The following is an 18967-nucleotide window of genomic DNA, read 5'->3' as shown; positions in this document are numbered from 1 at the left end:
CGAATGCGTGAATCATCCTTACTGCACTTCTAACCCGTCCACTTTCTGCCACCCGCGCGGCAACAACGCGCCACGGCTTGCACGCGCGCCCACATAGGTGTCCAGATCCTTGAACGACAGGCTCATCACGCGTGCGCCGCTGCGCACCAGCAAGGTGTTGCCCGGAGCGACCGCGGCCACGGCGACCACGCGCTCGGTGCCGAGCTTGGCCTTGGGGATCTCGATGAGCTTGTTGCCCTTGCCCTTGTCCAGTTCGGGCAGGTCCGAGGCCGTGATCGCCAGCAGGTTGCCGGCGCTGGTCACCGCCACGATGCGGTCGGTCTGCGGGTTGAGCACCTGCGCTGGCGTCAGCACATGCGCGCCGGTGGTCAGGTTGAGCATTGCCTTGCCGGCCTTGTTGCGGCCGGTGAGGTTTTCGAAACGGGTCACGAAGCCGTAGCCGTGCGAGGACGCCAGCACGAAGCGGGCATTGTTCTCGCCGCTGGCCAGCACCTGGAACGAGGCGCCGGAGGCCGGTGAAAAACGCCCGGTCAGCGGTTCGCCGTTGCCGCGCGCCGAGGGCAGGGTATGCACCAGCGTGGAATAGGCGCGGCCGTCCGAATCCAGGAACGCCACGTGGTAGGTGCTGCGGCTGCGCACGGCGGCCAGCAGGCCGTCGCCGTCGCGGTACGACATGCCGGCCGGATCCACCTCGTGGCCCTTGGCTGCACGCACCCAGCCCTTCTCCGACAGCACCACCGTCATCGGTTCGCTGGCAACCATCTCGGTCTCGTCGATCGCCTGGGCGGCACCGCGCTGCACCAGCGGCGAGCGGCGCGCATCGCCGAACTTCTTGGCGTCGGCGGTGAGCTCGTCCTTGATCAGCTTCTTCAGCTTGGTCTTGCTTTCCAGGATCGCCATCAGCTGCGCGCGTTCCTTGGCCAATGCTTCCTGCTCGCCGCGGATCTTCATTTCTTCCAGGCGCGCCAGCTGGCGCAGCTTGGTTTCCAGGATGTATTCGGCCTGTTCTTCGCTGAGCGCAAAGCGGGCGATCAGCACCGGCTTGGGTTCGTCCTCGCTGCGGACGATGCGGATGACTTCATCCAGGTTGAGGAAGGCGATCAGCAAACCTTCCAACAGGTGCAGGCGGCGCTCGACCTTCTGCAGGCGATGGTTGAGGCGGCGGGTGACGGTGTCGCTGCGGAAGGTCAGCCATTCGCTCAGCAGATGTTTGAGGTTTTTGACCTGCGGGCGGCCATCCAGGCCGATCACATTGAGGTTGACGCGGTAGCTGCGTTCCAGATCGGTGGTGACGAACAGATGGCCCATCAGCTGCTCGGCATCCACGCGGTTGGAGCGCGGCACCAGCACTACCCGTACCGGGCTGGTGTGGTCGGATTCGTCGCGGATGTCTTCCAGCCACGGCAGCTTCTTGGCGCGCATTTGCTGGGCGATCTGCTCGATCACCTTGGACGGGGAGACCTGGTAGGGCAACGCGTCGATGACGATGTTGGCGTGTTCTTTCTTGTACGTGGCGCGGGCGCGCACGCTGCCGTGGCCGGTCTCGTAGATGGCACGTAGATCGGCAACGGGGGTGATGATTTCCGCGCTGGTCGGGTAGTCCGGGCCCAGCACGTGTTCGCACAGCTGCGCCACCGTGGCGTCCGGGTCGTCGAGCAAGTGCAGCAGCGCGCTGACGATCTCGTTGAGGTTGTGCGGCGGCACGTCGGTGGCCATGCCCACTGCGATGCCGGTGGTGCCGTTGAGCAACAGGTGCGGCAGGCGCGCCGGCAGCCAGGTGGGTTCTTCCAGGGTGCCGTCGAAGTTGGCCGCCCAGTCGGTGGTGCCCTGGCTGATTTCGCCCAGCAGCACTTCGGCGATCGGGGTGAGCTTGGATTCGGTGTAGCGCATCGCCGCGAACGACTTGGGGTCGTCGGTGGAGCCGAAGTTGCCCTGGCCTTCGATCAACGGATAGCGGTAGGAGAATGGCTGCGCCATCAACACCAGCGCTTCGTAGCAGGCGCTGTCGCCGTGCGGGTGGTACTTACCGATCACATCGCCCACGGTACGCGCGGACTTCTTGGGCTTGGCGGCCGCGTTCAACCCCAGCTCGCTCATCGCGAAGATGATGCGGCGCTGCACCGGCTTCAGGCCGTCGCCCAGGAACGGCAGGGCGCGGTCGAGCACCACGTACATCGAATAATCGAGATAGGCGCGTTCGGCGTACTCGCGCAGCGGCAGCTGCTCGAAGCCATGGAAGGTGGGGCGGGTCAGATCGGTCATGCGAAGCCAGGTCCTACGAAAGAAGAACCCGCGCCAGCGCGCGGGCTCGAAGAGCGCCGATTATCCGGATGCGGCGGGGGATGCCAAGCCGCGCGCGTGGCCGCCGGCCAGATAACGGGCCGGCGGGGCACCGAAATGCCGGTGGAAGACGCTGACGAAGGCGCTGGGGCTGCTGTAGCCGAGCTGGTCGGCCACCTGCGCCACGGCGGTGCCCTGGCTGAGCCGGCGCAGGCCCTCGGCCAGACGCGCCTGCTGCCGCCATTGCGCAAAACTGAGCCCGGTCTCGTCGCGGAAGTGCCGGCTCAGGCTGCGCGGCGACAGCCCGCCCCAGGTGGCCCAGGCGTCGAGCGGGCGCGGGTCGGCGGGGGTGTCGAGCAGCTGCCGGGCGATGCGCAGCAGCCGCCGGTCGGCCGGCATCGGCAGATGCAGGTGCTCGATCGGCGCCTGGCACAGCTCGTCCAGCAGGACCGCCGCCAGGCGCTGCCGGGCCGGATCGACGGGTTCGCCCAGCATCTCACTCAGCGGCCAGCTGGCCGCCCGCATGATCACCTCGCGGGCCAGCCCGCTCAGGCGGATCACCCCGCTGCGCGCCGGCAGGCCGGTGCAGGCATCCGGCCGCACCACCACGCCCCAGCCACGCAGCGGCCCGGCCAGCTCCACGGTGTGCTGCTGGCCGGGCGGCATCCAGCCGGCACAGCCGGGCGGCAGCGAGGAGGTGCCGTGTTCGGTGTGCACGGTCAAGACGCCCTGTTCGACATACATCAGCTGGCCGCGCATATGCGCATGCCAGGCGGTCTCCGGCGCCCACACCGCGCGCAGGTCGGCGCGGAAGGCGACCACCACCGGGCCATCCGCCCATTCGAAGCTGGCCCGCGCGCCAGGCGGCAGCGCATCGATCTCGGTTGGCCGGTTTTCGTTATTCATTGGCCAGATTGTATTACCGGGCCAGCTGGCGGGGCGCGTATCGTCCTCGATCCTTGCAATTGGCTTTATCCCGGATGACATATTTGCGTTGACAAATATATTTTTCGGAACAAAATAACGCCCCATGATCGACTCCACAGCCACCACGCCGCCGACCTTCGGCTTGCTGTTGCGCCAGGTGCGCGACGCGCTGATGCGCCAGCTCGATGCCGAGATGAAGGGCGAGCTGCCCGACTTCGGCTTCAGCCATTACGTCGGCCTGAAAGTGCTGGCAGTGCGCTCGCCGTGTACCGCCAACGAGCTCGCCCAGGCGCTGGACCAGACCCCGAGCGCGGTCACGCGCCTGCTCGACAAGCTCGAGGCGCTGGGCGCAGTGCGGCGCGAGCCACATGCGCAGGACCGCCGCGCGCTGCAGATCGTCATGACCGAACAGGGCGTAGCGCTGTGGGAGCGCCTGCGGCTGCGCGGCGAACGCGCCATGGAGCATGGCCTGCGCGACCTGTCGGCGCCTGAGCGCGAGCAACTCACCTCTCTTCTCATCCGTGTCCGCGATGCACTCAACTCATGAACGCTGCTAGTTCCTTCCTTCAGAGGCGGCACCCGCGCGCAGTGCGCAGGCTGCGGCCGATCCTTGTGACCACGCTGGCCCTGGCGCTGGCCGCCTGTGCCAGCAGCCGCGGCCTGGCGCCGCAAGGCACCGTGCTGGAGCCCGGCGCCGTGCATGCCGAGCGCACCTTCGGGCAGGCGCAGCTGAGCCCGGCCGCCTGGCCGGCCAGTGACTGGTGGCGCGCTTTGGGCGACCCGCAGCTGGACGCGCTGATCGCCGAAGGCCTGCAGCACAGCCCCAGCCTGGCCGCTGCCGATGCACGGCTGCGCCAGGCGCAGGCGCGCACCGGCACTGCCCAGGCCGATCGCGGCCCCAGCCTGTCGGTTTCCGGCGGCTACGCCGGCTGGCAATTGCCCGAATCGATGGTGGGCGAGGAGCGCGGCGGCAGCTATGCCGGCAGCGCGCAGGTGGTGCTGGACTTCCGCTATGGCGTGGACCTGTGGGGCGGCAAGCGCGCCGCGTGGGAAGCAGCCGTGGACCAGGCGCATGCCGCCGAGGTGGACGCGCAGGCGGCACGCCTCAACCTGTCGGCGGCCATCGCCGAAGGCTACGCACAGCTCGCCTACGCCTGGGATCTGCAGGACGTGGCCAACGATGAGCTGGCACGTGCGCAGAAAACCCTGGAGTTGACCCAGCGCCGCCGCGGCGCCGGCATCGACAGCGAATTGCAGGTGCGTCAGGCGCAGGCCCGCGTGCCCGCCGCGCAGCAGCAGGTGCAATCGGCGCAGCAGCAGATCGACGAAGCACGCAATGCCCTGGCCGCGCTGGTCGGGCAGGGCCCGGACCGCGGGCTGGACATCGCGCGCCCGGTGCTGAGCCAGAGCCTGCCGCCGCAACTGCCCAGCGCCTTGCCAGCCGATCTGCTCGGCCGTCGCCCCGATGTGGTGGCGGCGCGCTGGCGCGTGGAAGCGGCTGACAAGGACATTGCCGTCGCCAAGGCGCGCTTCTATCCCAGCCTCAACCTCACCGCGTTGGGCGGGGTGATCAACTCCGATGTCGGCAAGCTGCTGGAAAGCGGCTCGGTCCTCGGTGTGGTGGCCCCGGCCTTGAGCCTGCCCATCTTCGATGGCGGCCGGCTGCGCGCCGGCTTGGCCGGCAGCGATGCGCAGTACGACCTGGCGGTGGCCGATTACAACCAGAAGGTGCTCGACGCCCTGCGTGAAGTGGCCGACCAGGTCAACGCGGTGCGCTCGCTGGAGCAGCGTGCACGCGCACAGAACGACGCAGTGCAGACCGCCAGCGCCGCCTTTGGCCTGGCCCAGCAGCGCTACCGCGCCGGCATCGGCAGCTATCTGGAAGTGCTGAGCGTGCAGGAGCAATTGCTCACCGCGCGCCAGCGCATGGCCGGGCTGCACTCCCAACAACTCATGGCCTCGGTGAAGTTGCGCCGTGCGCTGGGCGGCGGCTTTACGCCGGAACCAGCGCACGACACCGCACACACCGCGACATCTTCCGCACAACCGCATTCCTGAGACATCGACGATGAGCCAGACGACTCCTACATCTTCGCATCCCGCGCCGGGCGCACCGAGCAAGCGCCGTACACTGCTGCGCATCGTCGCCATCCTGGTGATCCTTGCGGTCATCGGCCTGGTGGTGTGGTACTTCCTGATCGGGCGCTGGGCTGAAGACACCGACGACGCCTACGTGCAGGGCAACCAGGTGCAGATCACCCCGATGGTGGGTGGCACCGTGGTGAGCATCGGCGCCGAAGACGGCATGCGTGTGGAGCGCGGCCAGCTGCTGGTGCAGCTGGACCCGTCCGACACCGCGGTCGCCTTGCAGCAGGCCGAAGCCAACCTCGCCAAGACCGTGCGCCAGGTGCGTGGTCTGTACCGCAGCGTGGAAGGTGCGCAGGCCGAGCTCTCCGCACGCGAAGTGACATTGCGCAGCGCACGTGCCGACTTCGCACGCCGCAAGGACCTTGCTGCAAGCGGCGCGATTTCCAACGAAGAACTGGCCCATGCGCGCGATGAACTCGCTGCCGCCGAAGCGGCGGTGAGCGGCTCGCGCGAAAGCTTCGAGCGCAATCGCGCGTTGATCGACGATACCGAAGTGGCCACCCAGCCCGACGTGCAGGCCGCCGCGGCGCAGTTGCGCCAGGCCTTCCTCAACCATGCGCGTACCGGCGTGGTAGCACCGGTGTCCGGATATGTCGCGCGGCGTTCGGCGCAGGTAGGCCAGCGGGTGCAGCCTGGCACCGTGCTGATGGCGGTGGTGCCGCCGGAGCAGATGTGGGTGGAGGCCAATTTCAAGGAAACCCAGCTCAAGCACATGCGTCTGGGCCAGACCGTGGAACTGCATTCGGATCTGTACGGCGGTGGCGTGGATTACACCGGCCGGATCGAAAGCCTGGGCCTGGGCACCGGCAGCGCGTTCTCGTTGTTGCCGGCGCAGAACGCCAGCGGCAACTGGATCAAGATCGTGCAGCGCGTGCCGGTGCGTATCGCCATCGAACCCAAGCAACTGGCGGCCAACCCGCTGCGTCTGGGGTTGTCGATGAAGGTCGACGTCAACCTGCACGACCAGCAGGGCAGTGTGCTGCCGACCAAGTTTGCCAGCGGCGCGGTGTTCTCCACCGATGTCTACGCGCAGCAGCTCAAGGCCGCCGACGCCGACATCCATCGCATCATCCAGGACAACCTGCCGACGCAGGCTGCCACCAAGGCGGGCTAAGCCACCATGTCTTCGCAAGCTCCCACCGCGCCCGGTGGCCCTTCGGCACCGGCGCCCGCCGCGGGCTTTCGCCCGGCGAGCGTGGCGCTGTGCACCGTAGGCCTGGCGATGGCCTCGTTCATGCAGGTGCTGGACACCACCATCGCCAACGTCTCGTTGCCGACCATCGCCGGCAATCTCGGCGCCAGTTCGCAGCAGGCCACCTGGGTCATCACCTCGTTCGCGGTGAGCACCGCGATCGCGTTGCCGCTGACCGGCTGGCTGAGCCGTCGCTTCGGCGAAACCAAGCTGTTCGTGTGGTCCACGCTGGCCTTCACCATCGCCTCGCTGCTGTGTGGCCTCGCCCAGAGCATGGGCATGCTGGTGGTGGCGCGCGCGCTGCAGGGCTTCGTGGCCGGGCCGATGTACCCGATCACGCAGAGTCTGCTGGTGTCGATCTATCCGCGCGAAAAACGCGGGCAGGCGCTGGCCTTGCTGGCCATGATCACGGTGGTGGCGCCGATCGCCGGCCCGATCCTGGGCGGCTGGATCACCGACAACTACAGCTGGGAATGGATCTTCTTGATCAACGTGCCGCTGGGCATCATCGCCAGCAGCATCGTCGGTTCGCAGTTGCGGCATCGCCCGGAACAGCTGGAACGGCCGCGCATGGATTACATCGGCCTGATCCTGCTGGTGGTCGGCGTGGGCGCGCTGCAGCTGGTGCTGGACCTGGGCAACGACGAAGACTGGTTTTCTTCCGACAAGATCGTGGTGCTGGCCTGTGTCGCGGCCGTGGCGCTGGTGGTGTTCGTGATCTGGGAGCTCACCGACAAGGACCCCATCGTCGACCTCAAGCTGTTCCGGCACCGCAACTTCCGCGCCGGCACGCTCGCCATGGTGGTGGCTTACGCGGCGTTCTTCAGCGTCAGTCTGCTGATCCCGCAGTGGTTGCAGCGCGACATGGGCTACACCGCGATCTGGGCGGGCCTGGCCACCGCACCGATCGGCATCCTGCCGGTGTTGATGACGCCGTTCGTGGGCAAGTACGCGTTGCGTTTCGATCTGCGCATGCTCGCCACCATTGCCTTCATCTTCATGTCGTTCACCAGCTTCTTCCGTTCCAACTTCAACCTGCAGGTGGACTTCGCGCACGTGGCGACGATCCAGCTGGTGATGGGCGTGGGCGTGGCCTTGTTCTTCATGCCGGTGCTGCAGATCCTGCTCTCGGATCTGGATGGGCGCGAGATCGCGGCCGGCTCCGGCCTGGCCACGTTCCTGCGCACATTGGGCGGCAGTTTTGCTGCATCGCTGACCACGTATCTGTGGGCGCGCCGCACCCAGGTGCACCATGCGCACATCACCGAACACATCTCGGTGTACACGCCCGGCATGCAGGAGCAGGTCACCGCAATGGGGCAGGGCGACCTGCAACGCGGCGCGGCCTCGCTCAACAACATGATCAATCACCAGGCCTCGCAGATGGGCTTCAACGACATCTTCTATCTGCTCGGCTGGACCTTCTTGGGCATCATCTTCTTCCTGTGGCTGGCCAAGCCACCGTTCGGCGCCGGTGCCGGCGGCGCAGCGGCGGCCGGGGGGCACTGAGCGCAGCTGATAGCGCGCATCAGTTGTGGTGTGCCTGCTGCACTTCGATCGCGGTGCCGGCAGGTGCATCCGCGGTGTAAGGTGCCGTTGTGGCCGCTTCGGCGGCCTTGGCTGAGGTGTCCTCATGCAACGGCGTCAGCATCTGCAGCGGCTTGCCTTGATAGCGGTACTGCAGCGCGTCCTGTAGACGACGCAGTGATTGCACCTGAGTGCAGAGTGCATTGGCCTTGACGTCGATCGTGGCCGCTCGCGCGTCGAGCTTGGCATCCCGCTGGCCATCCATCGCTTGGGCACGTTGGTCGATCCCATCCGCACGCCCCGTCATGATCTGCCACATCAGGTGCCGCCCGATGCTGCCTTTGAATGCCTCGGCTTCCTGCTCGACGTAGCGCTCGAAGTTGCCATCGAAGGCCTGTTGGTCCCAGCGCCCCTTGCCGAGCGTGTCATCGACGTAGACGCTAGCGCGCTTGCGCAGGCGTTCGATTTTGCGGGCGTTGAGCCAACTACCGGTCATGACCTCGACCACACCCCCGAGCGCGTCGTAGCTAAGGTCGATCACGTCATGCGCAATCGCTGCGACCTGTGGCATCAACTGGCGTGCTTGCGTTTCCATCGCCTGCAGCCGCTGCGCATCGTCCGCGCTGATCTGTTGCAACTGGTGGTCGACACTCAGTTCGCCTGCATGGAAGAAGATCTCGCGCGGCAGTCCGTCTGCGCGATACAGCCAGATGCCGCCGCTGTCGGCGAGCACATTGAATGGCGTACTGAGGCTGCAGCGCGAAGACGAGAGCTGCACGCGATGGCCGTGCCCACCCGCGCTAGCGTCGTCGTCCTGGCCGCGAGCGTGGACGCTGGAAGCTATAAGCAAGAGAACGAGCGCAAAGGAGCTTCGCATCGACGGGGCCATGCGCGGTGGTGTCATGTCACATGGTCCGCTTCGTTGCCATGCACGGTCGCGTGTCGAAAGTCACTGCGCAGGATCTGCATTCGCTCCGAGATGCGCGGTCATGTGTGAGGACATCCATGAAGCTTGGTTGCCTCTCGATCGTCGTGTTGACGCCTTTTAGTGAATTACCAGCGAGGTCAGTGCGCCGGGCATTGCCGATCGTGCAATCGCGTGCAGTAGCGTGCGGCGCAGCGACGCGTGCTGAGGTGTTCGAACAATGCAGTGCGTGGCGCATGGCATGGGCATGCTGCCCGTGTTCTCACTCAACAAGGAAGCTTCATGATGTTTGGATCTCAGTTGCGCCGCCTGTCTGCGGCCGCTGTACTCGTTCCCTTGCTGTAGCTGGTCGCCGTTGCGCAGACGCAGGCCGCTGCCGCACGCCCGGAGGTTGCCAAACAGGCCAAGGCCTACAGTTCCAGGGATGGCATCAAGGTATCGACCTTGCGCTATGGCCCGCGCGAGAAGAACCAGGCGCTGGTCCAGGTGACCGGTGCCGATAGCGAGATCGACGACAAGATCCTGTTGGCCAGCACCGCCGCGACCCAGAAGGACACCCGCTACACGGTGCAACTGCGCGGGCGGCCGTACGTGCTGCTGATCCTCAATGCCGGAACTGGCGAGTTGTACCTGCCTGGCGCACAGAAGGCTGCACAGGTGGGATACGACGCTGCTGCCTCCGAGCAGATCACCGCCTAGCATTACCTGACCGATTATCAGGAACAGGCTGCCGCCAAGTAGGGCGCGTGGTGTCGCGACAGGCAATGACGACAGTGCCTGTCGCGATGTGGCTCATCTGGCGCTAACCACCGTGGAGACTTCTGCGCGGTCTGCGGTCACGTGCAAGCTCCAACGTCGCGGACCAAGTCATCTGCATCGACGCCAGGCCATCGCTTGGCGGTGCACAGCCGAACACACCGCTAGCGACTCCGGCTGCACGGCGTGCCATTCGCATCGCCTGTGACGCATCGCGACGACCGTGATTGCCTAAAAGCACAGCGCCCCGGGTGGTCAGCCACGGACAGCGACAACGCGCGACGCCAAGCAGCGTCAGCCACAGACAGTGGGCACCATCGGCACCGCACACACTGCGATCGCCCAAACGCAAAAAACCCCGCCGAAGCGAGGTTTTTTACGATCTACCGTGAGTCGTGGTGCCCAGGAGAGGACTCGAACCTCCACGAAGTTGCCCCCGCTAGCACCTGAAGCTAGTGCGTCTACCAATTCCGCCACCTGGGCGACTCAGGGGGCGAATTGTGCAAGCTGGCGGCGCGGCTGTCAACGCAGTTGCACAAAAAAAGTTGGGCGCGCGCGCGGGTAGATGCGCATGCCCAAACACGCAGTGGCGGACGCCGCAGGTGCGTGCGTCCGCCATGCCGCATTACGGCAACTGCATCGCCGGCAGCGCGACCTCCACGCTCTCCACCGGGTCAGTGGCCGAGCGTGCCAACTGCACGCGATAGGTGCCGGCGGCAATCGTCCAGTGACGTGCCTTGGCGTCGAAGTCGGCCAGCGTCTTGGGCTCGGCCACGACCTGCACCGTGTGCTTCTCGCCGGGCTTGAGCGCGACCTTCTGCCAGCCGATCAGGCGCAACGGTGTGGCGTGGCCATTGGGCAAGGTGACGTAGAGCTGCGGCACGGCGGCACCGTCGCGCTGGCCGGTATTTTCCACCTCGAAATTGGCAGTCAGTTGGCCGTTGGCAGCCTCCACACGCAGGCCGCCCATGCGGAACTGCGTGTACGACAGGCCATGCCCGAATGGATAGCGCGGGGTCAGGTTGCGCGCGGCAAACCACTTGTAGCCAACGTTGGCGCCTTCAATGGCGTAATCGATGGTGTCTTCGCCCGGCTTGGCCGGCTTGAAGCCCAGGCCCGGAATCGACGGGCGCGGCAATTGCGACTCATCCACCGGCCAGGTCACCGGCAGATGGCCGGAGGGATTTACCGCACCGGTCAACAGGTTGGCGATGGCCTCGCCACCGCCAATCCCCGGGTACCACGTCTGCAACACCGCCGGCACGCGCTCGGCCCACGGCATGCGCACCGGGCCGTTGGTTTCCAGCACCACGGTGGTCTTGGGGTTGGCCTTGGCCACCGCGTCGATCAAGGCGTCCTGGCGATCAGGCAACTGCATGTCCGGCAGGTCCACCGACTCGGCGGCCCACTGGGTGGCGAACACGATCGCCACATCTGCCGCCTTGGCTGCGCGTGCGGCCGCCGCGCGGTCCTTGCCGTCCACGTAATCGATCTGCACGTTCGGCAACGCCGCGCGCAGCGCCTGCAACGGCGAGGAGGGATGAATGATCACCGGGCCCGGCCAGGTGGTCGGGGTGAGCCCGGGCACCGCATTGCCGCCGTTGATGGTGTAGTCCACCCGCGACGAACCACCGCCGGACATCACGCCCTTGTCGGCATAACCGCCGATCACCGCAATACGGCGCACGTCCTTTGACAGCGGCAAGGTGGCCTGTTCGTTACGCAGCAGTACGCTGCCTTCTTCGGCCACGCGCTGCGCGGCGCGTTGGCCGGCCTTGCCGTCGATGGGCTGGCGCTGGGTGGGGTGGTCGAATGCGCCATGCGCAAACAGGCTGCGCAGGATGCGCGTGACCATGTCGTCGAAGCGCGCGCGCGGCACCACGCCGGCACCGACTGCCATGCGCAGCGGTGCATCGAAGAACACCGCCGCATCGAAGACTTCACCGGCCGACTGTTGGTCCAGCCCGGCCAGCGCGGCCTTGGAGCCGCTGTGCACGCCGCCCCAATCGGACATCACATAGCCGGGGTACTTCCATTCCTGCTTGAGCACCTGGTTGAGCAGGTAGTCGTGCTCGCAGCCGTAGATGCCGTTGATCTTGTTGTACGAACACATCACCGATGCCGGGTCGCCGATCTTCAGCGCGATCTCGAAGGCCAGCAGGTCCGATTCGTGCATCGCCTGTTCGCCGATCTGCGCGCTATGGAAGTTGCGCCGGGTTTCCATGTCGTTGAGCGCGAAGTGCTTCATCGTCGACAGCACGTGCTCGCTCTGCACGCCGCGGATCGATTCGCCCACCATCACGCCGGCCAGCAGCGGGTCTTCGCCGGCGTATTCGAAGTTACGGCCGTTGCGTGGGTCGCGCTGCAGGTTGACGCTGCCGGCCAGCAGCACGTTGAAGCCCTGCTGCCAGGATTCGCGGCCCATGGTCTTGCCGCCGGCATAGGCCAGTTGCGGATTCCAGCTCGACGCCGTGGACGGGCCGGACGGCATCGCAGTAGCGAAGTCGCCCTTGCGGATGCCGCCGGGATTGGTCACGCCCACGCCGGCATCGGCCAGCTGCTGCGCCGGGATACCCAGGCGCGCAATGCCCGGCACATACCCGGCCGAGCCGAGTGCGCCTTCGGGCTTGGGAATCTTGTCGGTGCCCAGGCCAAAGTAACTGCGCAGCATCTGGAATTTTTCGTCGTCGGTCATCTGCGTCAGCAGCAGCGCGGCGCGCTGGTCCGGGCTCAGCGCGGTGTCCATCCACGGCTGTGCGGCGCTGGCCTGCTGCGCGGCCAGCGGCGCGCTAAGGGCAATGCCCAGGCCCAGCGCGAGGGCCAGCGCCAGTGGGCGCGGTCGGGGAGCGGCGGGTGTAAACGTTTTCATATCGAGGTGTGGCACGTCGTGGTCCTTGTGGTGCGGTAACGGATCGGGAGAGGGCACCGCGGTGCCCGAATGGGTGGCGCCGACTGCGCCTTGAATCAGCGCGTCTGCGTCGGCGCGCTCAAAATGCGCTCTGGTCGGTACGCAGCACCGGGTAGAGCCGGTAGCGCTCGTCCCAGGACGGATGCAGCCGGTAGAAAAACTCCAGGCGCGCCTGCGGGTCGGCGGCAAATGCCGGGTCGCTGGCCAGGCGTTGTTCGAACTGCGCCTTCAGGGCCGGGTCGCGCGCGAGCATCTCGCGCGCCACGTCTTCGGCCAAGTAGTCTTCCATGTACTCCTTGCGCTCGAAGGCCAGATTGAACAGGCCCCACTGCAGCAGCGAATCCGGTGCCTGTGGCTCCAGGATCGCCATCACCAGCCGCGCCTTGGGTTGGGTAATCGGTACGAACAAGGAGCCTGCCGGCACCGCGCGCGTCTCAGCACGCCACTGGCCGCTGACGGCGAGCCCCTGGTGGCCCTCGTTGGAGCGCGCCGCAAAGGTGGCAGTGTCGGCGCGGAAGCTCTGCACCGCGCGGTTGTCTGCCTGTGTGAGGGTCTGGAAGGTGATGCCGTGCAGGCGCAGTGTGTCGGCGACCAGGGCGGCCTGCGCCGCCGGCACCAGGTAGCCACCGCGCGGCGCCTCCACGGTGACATCCGGGGCGATCTGGTCGCGCAGCGGCACCTTCCAGATCTGCGGTGTGCGCTCGTCGTAGCGGGTCATCAACGCACCGGATACCGGCGAGGGCGTGCGTGTGTAGGCATAACCGCGGAACGCGACGGTGCGCGTGCCCGGGCCGGCCGCGTAGCTCAACGGCTCGCGATGACCGGCCAATGCGCTGGCGCGCCGATCGGCGGCATGCGCGTCGGCCAGCCAGTGCGTGCCGTGCCGTGCGGCCTGCTGCAATACCGAGACGATGGCGTTGCGGGTCACCCGCACGCGCACCGGGTACTGCTTCCACGAGTGGGTTTCCACCAGCATGCCGAAGCGGTTACGCAGCAGGAAATAGCCGTGCGAGAACCGCGGTGGCGAAACGTCGTCGGCGAAGCCCGAGCTGGGGTCGTCCTCGCGCACCAGCGACGGGTAGTACGGCAGTGGCAACGAACCCTGCTTGGCCAGATCGGCAATCACCGCATCGCGCCAGCGGGTGCCGTCCTTGCGCAACGCCGCGTCGCCCGCGTGCACCGGTTCCACCTGCACCGACACATCGTGTTCGAACTGCGCGCCATCGGTGGCGTGCAGGTCCACGTACATCAATGGGTCCCACTGCTGCACCAGCCGCAGCATCGCCTGCATCTCCGGCGCGTCGGCCTTGACGTAATCGCGGTTGAGATTGAGGTTCTGCGCGGTGGTGCGCCAACCCATCTGTTCGGGGCCGCGCTGGTTGGGGCGGTTCCAGGCGCCGAAGCGCTCATGGCCGTCCACATTGAACACCGGCACGAAGATCCACACCACCTTGTCGAGCACCCCTTTGCCGGCGGTGCCATCAAGCAACTCGCGCAGGGCCAGGAAGCCCGCGTCCTTGCCATCGATCTCGCCGGCATGGATGCCGCCTTGCACCAGCACCACCGGCAATGTGCGCTGCGCCGCGCTCGCCGCATCCAGCGCGCCGCTGGTGGACACCACCAACGCCTTCATCGGCCGCCCTTCAGGCGTGGTGCCGAAGCTGATGCAGCGCACCGCCTGCGGGTAGCGCTGCGCGAATGCATCGCACAAGGCGATGACCTCATCAAAGCGGCCGGTCTGCACAAAACCGCTGCGCTCGGCCAGGGTGGTCAGTGGCTCGGCAGTCAGGGCGGCGGGGGCAGAGGTGAGCAGCAGCAAGCTCAGGGCGAGGCGGGTGAAGCGGGGCATCCAGCGGTCCGGTGTTCCAGGAAAACGTTTGCAATGTAGCCGAGCCAGCCTGGCAGGCCAATCTGCACTGCGTCAAAGTCTGCAACTGCGACATAGTGGCGTGGTCGCGTTCGCTCGGGCTTTTTGGCCTGTTATTCGGCTCAATCAGCAACGGGTATCTGGCATGTGGTCTGCCGCCACGGGGTGCGGTTGCCAAACGCGCAGTGGCTGGCCGCCACGCTTGCAGGCCGTCGACCACATGCTGGTGCTGTGCGATCAGCGCGCAACGCTGTGCGGCCAACTGCGGCGGTTGCATCACCCAGCACGCCACTCCTGCTGCCGCATCGGTCGCCTCGCCGCCACACGCACGCAAGTGCTGCAGCCTGTGGCCCGTTCCGGACCAGCAACCCAGTGCTGCGCGATGGCGGGCAACAGGCCGCCGCCGGTACGATAGGGCACGTTTTCTGCTCGACCGGACTGCCTTTGACGACCTCCACCTTGCCGGCGCCCGCCGCCGATGCGCGGCTGCCGCGCCAGATCCCCTTCATCATCGGCAACGAGGCGTGCGAGCGTTTCAGTTTCTACGGGATGCGCAACATCCTGGTGCAGTTCCTGATCACCTCGCTGCTGCTGCAGGAGGTGGGCGCGCCGGAGCGCGATGCCGAAGCCAAGCACATCCTGCACAGTTTCATGATCGGGGTGTTCTTCTTCCCGCTGCTGGGCGGCTGGCTGGCCGATCGCTTCTTCGGCAAGTACACCACCATCATCTGGTTCAGCCTGATCTACTGCGCCGGCCACGCCTGCCTGGCGTTGTTCGAAGACAGCCGCAGCGGGTTTTTTGTCGGCCTGGGCCTGATCGCGTTCGGTGCCGGCGGCATCAAACCCTTGGTGGCCTCGTTCATGGGCGACCAGTTCGACCAGTCCAACAAGCATCGGGCCAAGGTGGTGTTCGACGCCTTCTACTGGATCATCAACTTCGGTTCGCTGTTTGCCTCGTTGCTGATCCCGTTGGCGCTCAAGCACCTGGGCCCGTCGTGGGCATTCGGCATTCCCGGCATCTTGATGTTCATCGCCACGGCGGTGTTCTGGCTGGGCCGCAAGCGCTACGTTCGGGTGCCGTTGCCACCCAAGGACCCGCATGGATTCGGCGCCGTGGTGCGCAGTGCGTTGCTGGCGCATGCGCCGGGCCAGGGGCGGCCGGGCCTGGCACTGGCGGCGATCAGCGTCTTGCTGGCGCTGGCCTGTTTGGGATTGACCGAGCAGCTAGGCCTGGTGATCTGCCTGTGCATGGCGCTGGTGCTGCTGCTGGCCGGCATCGGCGGCGGTACGTGGTGGCAGCTGGAACGTGCCCGCGGCACGCATCCGGATGCGGCGGTCGATGGCGTACGCGCGTTGCTGCGGGTGCTGGTGATCTTCGCGCTGGTGACGCCGTTCTTTTCGCTGTTCGATCAGAAGGCCTCCACCTGGGTGCTGCAGGGGCGCGAGATGACGATGCCGGCGTGGTTCACTGCCTCGCAGATGCAGGCGCTGAATCCGCTGCTGGTGATGCTGCTGATTCCCTTCAACAACCTGGTGCTGTATCCGTTGCTGCGTCGCCTGGGCTGGGAGCCCACTTCGCTACGGCGCATGACCAGCGGCATCGCCTTCAGCGGCGTGGCGTGGATTGCGGTCGGTGCGATCCAGGTGGCGATGGATGGCGGCGAGCCGATGCACATCGCCTGGCAGATCCTGCCCTACGCCTTGCTCACCTTCGGCGAAGTGCTGGTGTCGGCCACCGGGATCGAGTTTGCCTACAGCCAGGCGCCGCCGTCGATGAAGGGCGTGGTGATGAGTTTCTGGTACCTGACCACCACGGTCGGCAACCTGTGGGTGCTGCTCTCGAATGTGGCGGTTCGCAACGATACGGTGACCTCGCATATCGCCGATACTGGGCTCAGCGAAGCGGCGTTTTTGATGTTCTTCTTCGCGGCCTTCGCGTTCCTGGCAGCACTGGCCTTCGGCCTGTACGCGCGCCGGTATCGCATGGTCGACAACTACCGTCCTGCCTGAGGTCTGCATGATTACCCTGATCCTGATCGCCATCACCGGCATCGTCTCGTGGATGGCGTTCAACAACCGCAAGCTGGCCGACCGGCTGGTGTTGTGGCCGCCCGCCCTGGACAAGCACAAGCAGTACGACCGCCTGATCACCTACGGCTTCATCCACGCCGATCTCGGGCACCTGGTCTTCAACATGATCACGTTGTTTTTCTTCGGCCGGTACATCGAAGACGTGATGACACGGCTGACCGGCAGCGTGCTGACCTATCCGCTGTTCTATCTGGGCGCGTTGGTCGTCTCGATCCTGCCCAGCTATCTGAAGAACCAGAAGAACCCGAACTACCTCAGCCTGGGCGCATCGGGCGCGGTGTCGGCGGTGTTGTTCGCCTTCATCCTGCTCAAGCCATGGACGATCATCCTGGTGCTGTTCATTCCGGCGCCGGCGATCATCTATGCGGTGTTCTATGTGGGCTACAGCCTGTGGATGGACCGCCGCGGCGGCGACCGCATCAACCACAGCGCGCACCTGGCGGGCGCGGCGTTCGGCGTGATGTTCATGCTGATCATGGAACCGCGCGTGCTGCAGGTGTTCCTGGAGCAATTGTCGAACCCGCGCTTCGGTTGAGCAGGCGGGTCTTGCCGCAAGGTGCTTGCGGGACGTGACATGGGCTGGCGTGATGAGCTTGCTGGCCGATGTGCCTGGCCTGCGTCACGCCAAAAGTGCACGTATTGAATGATGTGCCTGCGCGGCGTTCGCTGCGGCACGGTTGCCGCAGCGTGATTGCGTTGGGCAGGGCGCGGCCCTGCAGTGTTGCGATCAGCGCAAGGCCTCAGGCCGCGTTGCGCTCGTGGTCGATCAGGCTGCCGCTGCCGGACACGGTGCCGTAGGCCTGCTGCAGGCGCTCGTAGACGGTGTCGTTGAGCTGGGCGAATTCCTGGCCCTGGGTGTTGCCGTTGATGGCGAACTGGAACAGGCCTTCCAGCAACGAGCTATCACTCTCTGCGCCGTGTCCTGACGAATCGTTGTTCATGCTGTCGCTCCTGGCGGGTAGGGCGAAGGCGCCGGTGCGTCGCTGTCGAGCAGCTGTTGCGAGCGCCTTCGCGTTGGCTATCGGCGTCGTCGCGGCGAACTTTAGCCCCGCCGCAGCAGGCTGGGCAGCAGGTCACGGTGTGGCTTGCCTTTCACGCAGACACGGCGCGCCGCTGGTCAGAATTGGTACAGGAAATAACGCCGGATCAAGATCAGATGGATGCCGCACACCTGCACGTGACGCACGACGCCGCCCATCAGCGGTTCACGGTCGAGCTCGATGGCAACACCGCCGAGTTGGCCTACGAGCAACAGGACGCGGTGCTGACCATCACGCACACGCGGGTGCCGGACGCCATCGGTGGCCGCGGCGTGGCTGCCGCCTTGGTGGAGGCGGCATTGAGTTTTGCAGGTGAGGCGGGGTTGAAGGTCATCCCCGCCTGCAGTTATGCCGACGCCTACATGCGCCGGCATCCGCAATTTCAAGCGCTGCTGGCCTGATCGTCAGCAGCCGGGTGTCGTCAGGGGAGTAGGTGGGAATGCGGTGGTCGAACGTAGGTGGTGGGGTGCAGGGCTTGCTGGTGCTGGCGCTGTTGGCAGGTTGCAATCAGCAAACGCCGGAGGCCGCGCAACCTGCGGCTGAGCAGGCACCGGCCGCGGCCGCCGAGCCGGCAGTGCAACCGGTGGCAGAAGGGCCGCTGCAGGATGTGATCGAACACGCGCCCGCCTACATGGTTGGTATCAGCTACCCCCCCGGGCTGGAGGCGCATCCCGAATTGCAGGCGCTGATCCGTGGCTATGCGCAGGACGCACGCAGCGAGCTCATGCAGGCAGTGTCGGGGCTGGGCAACGACAAGCCCGCTGCCCCGTACGAGCTATCGCTGGCATTTGAGAAGGTGCTGCAGAGCGCCGATCTCATCGTGGTGTCGGCCGACGGCAGCCGCTACACCGGCGGCGCGCATGGCGAACCGCTGGTGGCGCGCTTCGTCTGGCTGATCAAGGAGCGCAAGCAGCTCACCGCGCAGGCCCTGATTCCGGATCCGGCCGGCTGGGAGCAGATCGGGCAGGCGGTGGCGCAGCGCCTGCATGCGGCCGCCGAGCAACGCGTGGAAGCGGACCGCGTGCCGGCGGAAGAGCAAGCCGAACAGGTGGCCTCGGCCGATCGCATGATTGCCGAGGGCACTGCTGCACAGGCGGATAACTTTGCGCAGTTCGTGCCGGTGTTGAATTCCGCCGGCAAGATCAGCGCACTGCGCTTCGTGTTTCCGCCGTATCAGGTGGGCCCGTATTCGGACGGCACGCAAACGGCCGAGATTCCCGCCGCAACATTGCTGACATGGGTAGCGCCGGAATATGCACATCTCTTCGCACGCTGATACGTGCACGCGCCGACGATGTGTTTGAAT

At 66.2% G+C, this 18967-nt stretch carries 15 protein-coding genes and 1 tRNA gene; 9 read left to right on the top strand and 7 right to left on the bottom strand.

Annotated features, from left to right (window positions below):
• Positions 1–18: 18 nt before the first annotated feature.
• On the bottom strand, positions 19–2262 hold the full coding sequence (gene parC, locus ACCQ09_RS14335; RefSeq protein ID WP_012438801.1) for a DNA topoisomerase IV subunit A: 2244 nt from the start codon (positions 2260–2262) through the stop codon (positions 19–21).
• A 60-nt stretch (positions 2263–2322) separates the two neighbouring features.
• Entirely contained in the window at positions 2323–3186 is an 864-nt protein-coding gene (locus ACCQ09_RS14330) for an AraC family transcriptional regulator (RefSeq protein WP_040941549.1), read from the bottom strand.
• A 124-nt stretch (positions 3187–3310) separates the two neighbouring features.
• On the opposite strand from ACCQ09_RS14330, the gene ACCQ09_RS14325 reads away from it, so the two are divergent.
• The 4 genes from ACCQ09_RS14325 to ACCQ09_RS14310 are packed head-to-tail and all read left to right on the top strand — an operon-like array spanning position 3311 to position 8056.
• Positions 3311–3754 carry a MarR family winged helix-turn-helix transcriptional regulator gene (locus ACCQ09_RS14325; protein WP_011036589.1) on the top strand — a complete coding sequence of 148 codons (444 nt, stop codon included), beginning with the start codon at positions 3311–3313 and terminating at the stop codon, positions 3752–3754.
• On the top strand, positions 3751–5265 hold the full coding sequence (locus tag ACCQ09_RS14320) for an AdeC/AdeK/OprM family multidrug efflux complex outer membrane factor (RefSeq protein ID WP_075285836.1): 1515 nt from the start codon (positions 3751–3753) through the stop codon (positions 5263–5265). The genes ACCQ09_RS14325 and ACCQ09_RS14320 overlap by 4 nt, the downstream gene beginning before the upstream one ends.
• A 10-nt stretch (positions 5266–5275) precedes the next feature.
• Entirely contained in the window at positions 5276–6469 is a 1194-nt protein-coding gene (locus tag ACCQ09_RS14315; protein WP_075285835.1) for an HlyD family secretion protein, read from the top strand.
• A gap of 6 nt (positions 6470–6475) precedes the next feature.
• The gene (locus tag ACCQ09_RS14310; RefSeq protein ID WP_011036592.1) at positions 6476–8056 is read left to right on the top strand and encodes a DHA2 family efflux MFS transporter permease subunit; all 1581 of its coding nucleotides are present in this window, start codon (positions 6476–6478) and stop codon (positions 8054–8056) included.
• Positions 8057–8075: 19 nt separating this feature from the next.
• Here ACCQ09_RS14310 and ACCQ09_RS14305 read toward each other — a convergent pair whose 3' ends face one another.
• A complete protein-coding gene (locus ACCQ09_RS14305; protein WP_187305942.1) occupies positions 8076–8852 on the bottom strand; it encodes a DUF2884 family protein in 777 nt (258 codons plus the stop codon).
• Positions 8853–9344: 492 nt separating this feature from the next.
• Here ACCQ09_RS14305 and ACCQ09_RS14300 point away from each other — a divergent pair, with 492 nt between their 5' ends.
• On the top strand, positions 9345–9698 hold the full coding sequence (locus tag ACCQ09_RS14300) for a hypothetical protein (protein ID WP_043877927.1): 354 nt from the start codon (positions 9345–9347) through the stop codon (positions 9696–9698).
• 453 nt (positions 9699–10151) lie between these two features.
• On the opposite strand, the gene ACCQ09_RS14295 is transcribed toward ACCQ09_RS14300, so the two are convergent.
• The 3 genes from ACCQ09_RS14295 to ACCQ09_RS14285 form a co-directional block, all read right to left on the bottom strand.
• Positions 10152–10238 (bottom strand) — tRNA-Leu (locus tag ACCQ09_RS14295).
• 142 nt (positions 10239–10380) lie between these two features.
• Entirely contained in the window at positions 10381–12624 is a 2244-nt protein-coding gene (locus tag ACCQ09_RS14290; RefSeq protein WP_040941545.1) for a beta-glucosidase family protein, read from the bottom strand.
• Positions 12625–12742: 118 nt separating this feature from the next.
• A complete protein-coding gene (locus tag ACCQ09_RS14285; RefSeq protein WP_228428017.1) occupies positions 12743–14512 on the bottom strand; it encodes a M14 family metallopeptidase in 1770 nt (589 codons plus the stop codon).
• Positions 14513–14974: 462 nt separating this feature from the next.
• Between ACCQ09_RS14285 and ACCQ09_RS14280 the strand changes: the two genes are divergently transcribed.
• Together ACCQ09_RS14280 and ACCQ09_RS14275 are read left to right on the top strand one after the other, a co-directional pair.
• Entirely contained in the window at positions 14975–16540 is a 1566-nt protein-coding gene (locus tag ACCQ09_RS14280; RefSeq protein ID WP_223647747.1) for a POT-type proton-dependent oligopeptide transporter, read from the top strand.
• A gap of 7 nt (positions 16541–16547) precedes the next feature.
• On the top strand, positions 16548–17156 hold the full coding sequence (locus ACCQ09_RS14275) for a rhomboid family intramembrane serine protease (protein ID WP_050911595.1): 609 nt from the start codon (positions 16548–16550) through the stop codon (positions 17154–17156).
• Positions 17157–17361: 205 nt separating this feature from the next.
• Here the strand turns inward: ACCQ09_RS14275 and ACCQ09_RS14270 are convergent, their stop codons facing one another.
• Positions 17362–17562 carry a hypothetical protein gene (locus ACCQ09_RS14270; RefSeq protein ID WP_012438794.1) on the bottom strand — a complete coding sequence of 67 codons (201 nt, stop codon included), beginning with the start codon at positions 17560–17562 and terminating at the stop codon, positions 17362–17364.
• Positions 17563–17777: 215 nt separating this feature from the next.
• On the opposite strand from ACCQ09_RS14270, the gene ACCQ09_RS14265 reads away from it, so the two are divergent.
• Together ACCQ09_RS14265 and ACCQ09_RS14260 are read left to right on the top strand one after the other, a co-directional pair.
• On the top strand, positions 17778–18062 hold the full coding sequence (locus ACCQ09_RS14265; protein WP_075285834.1) for a GNAT family N-acetyltransferase: 285 nt from the start codon (positions 17778–17780) through the stop codon (positions 18060–18062).
• A 38-nt stretch (positions 18063–18100) separates the two neighbouring features.
• On the top strand, positions 18101–18937 hold the full coding sequence (locus ACCQ09_RS14260) for a DUF3298 and DUF4163 domain-containing protein (protein ID WP_050912330.1): 837 nt from the start codon (positions 18101–18103) through the stop codon (positions 18935–18937).
• The last annotated feature ends 30 nt before the right edge of the window (positions 18938–18967 follow it).

Source organism: Xanthomonas sp. NCPPB 2586 (genome assembly GCF_041475775.2).
GTDB classification, from domain to species: domain Bacteria; phylum Pseudomonadota; class Gammaproteobacteria; order Xanthomonadales; family Xanthomonadaceae; genus Xanthomonas; species Xanthomonas campestris.
The sequence above is the reverse complement of the archived record's forward strand: the minus strand, read 5'-3'. Positions and strand labels throughout refer to the sequence as shown.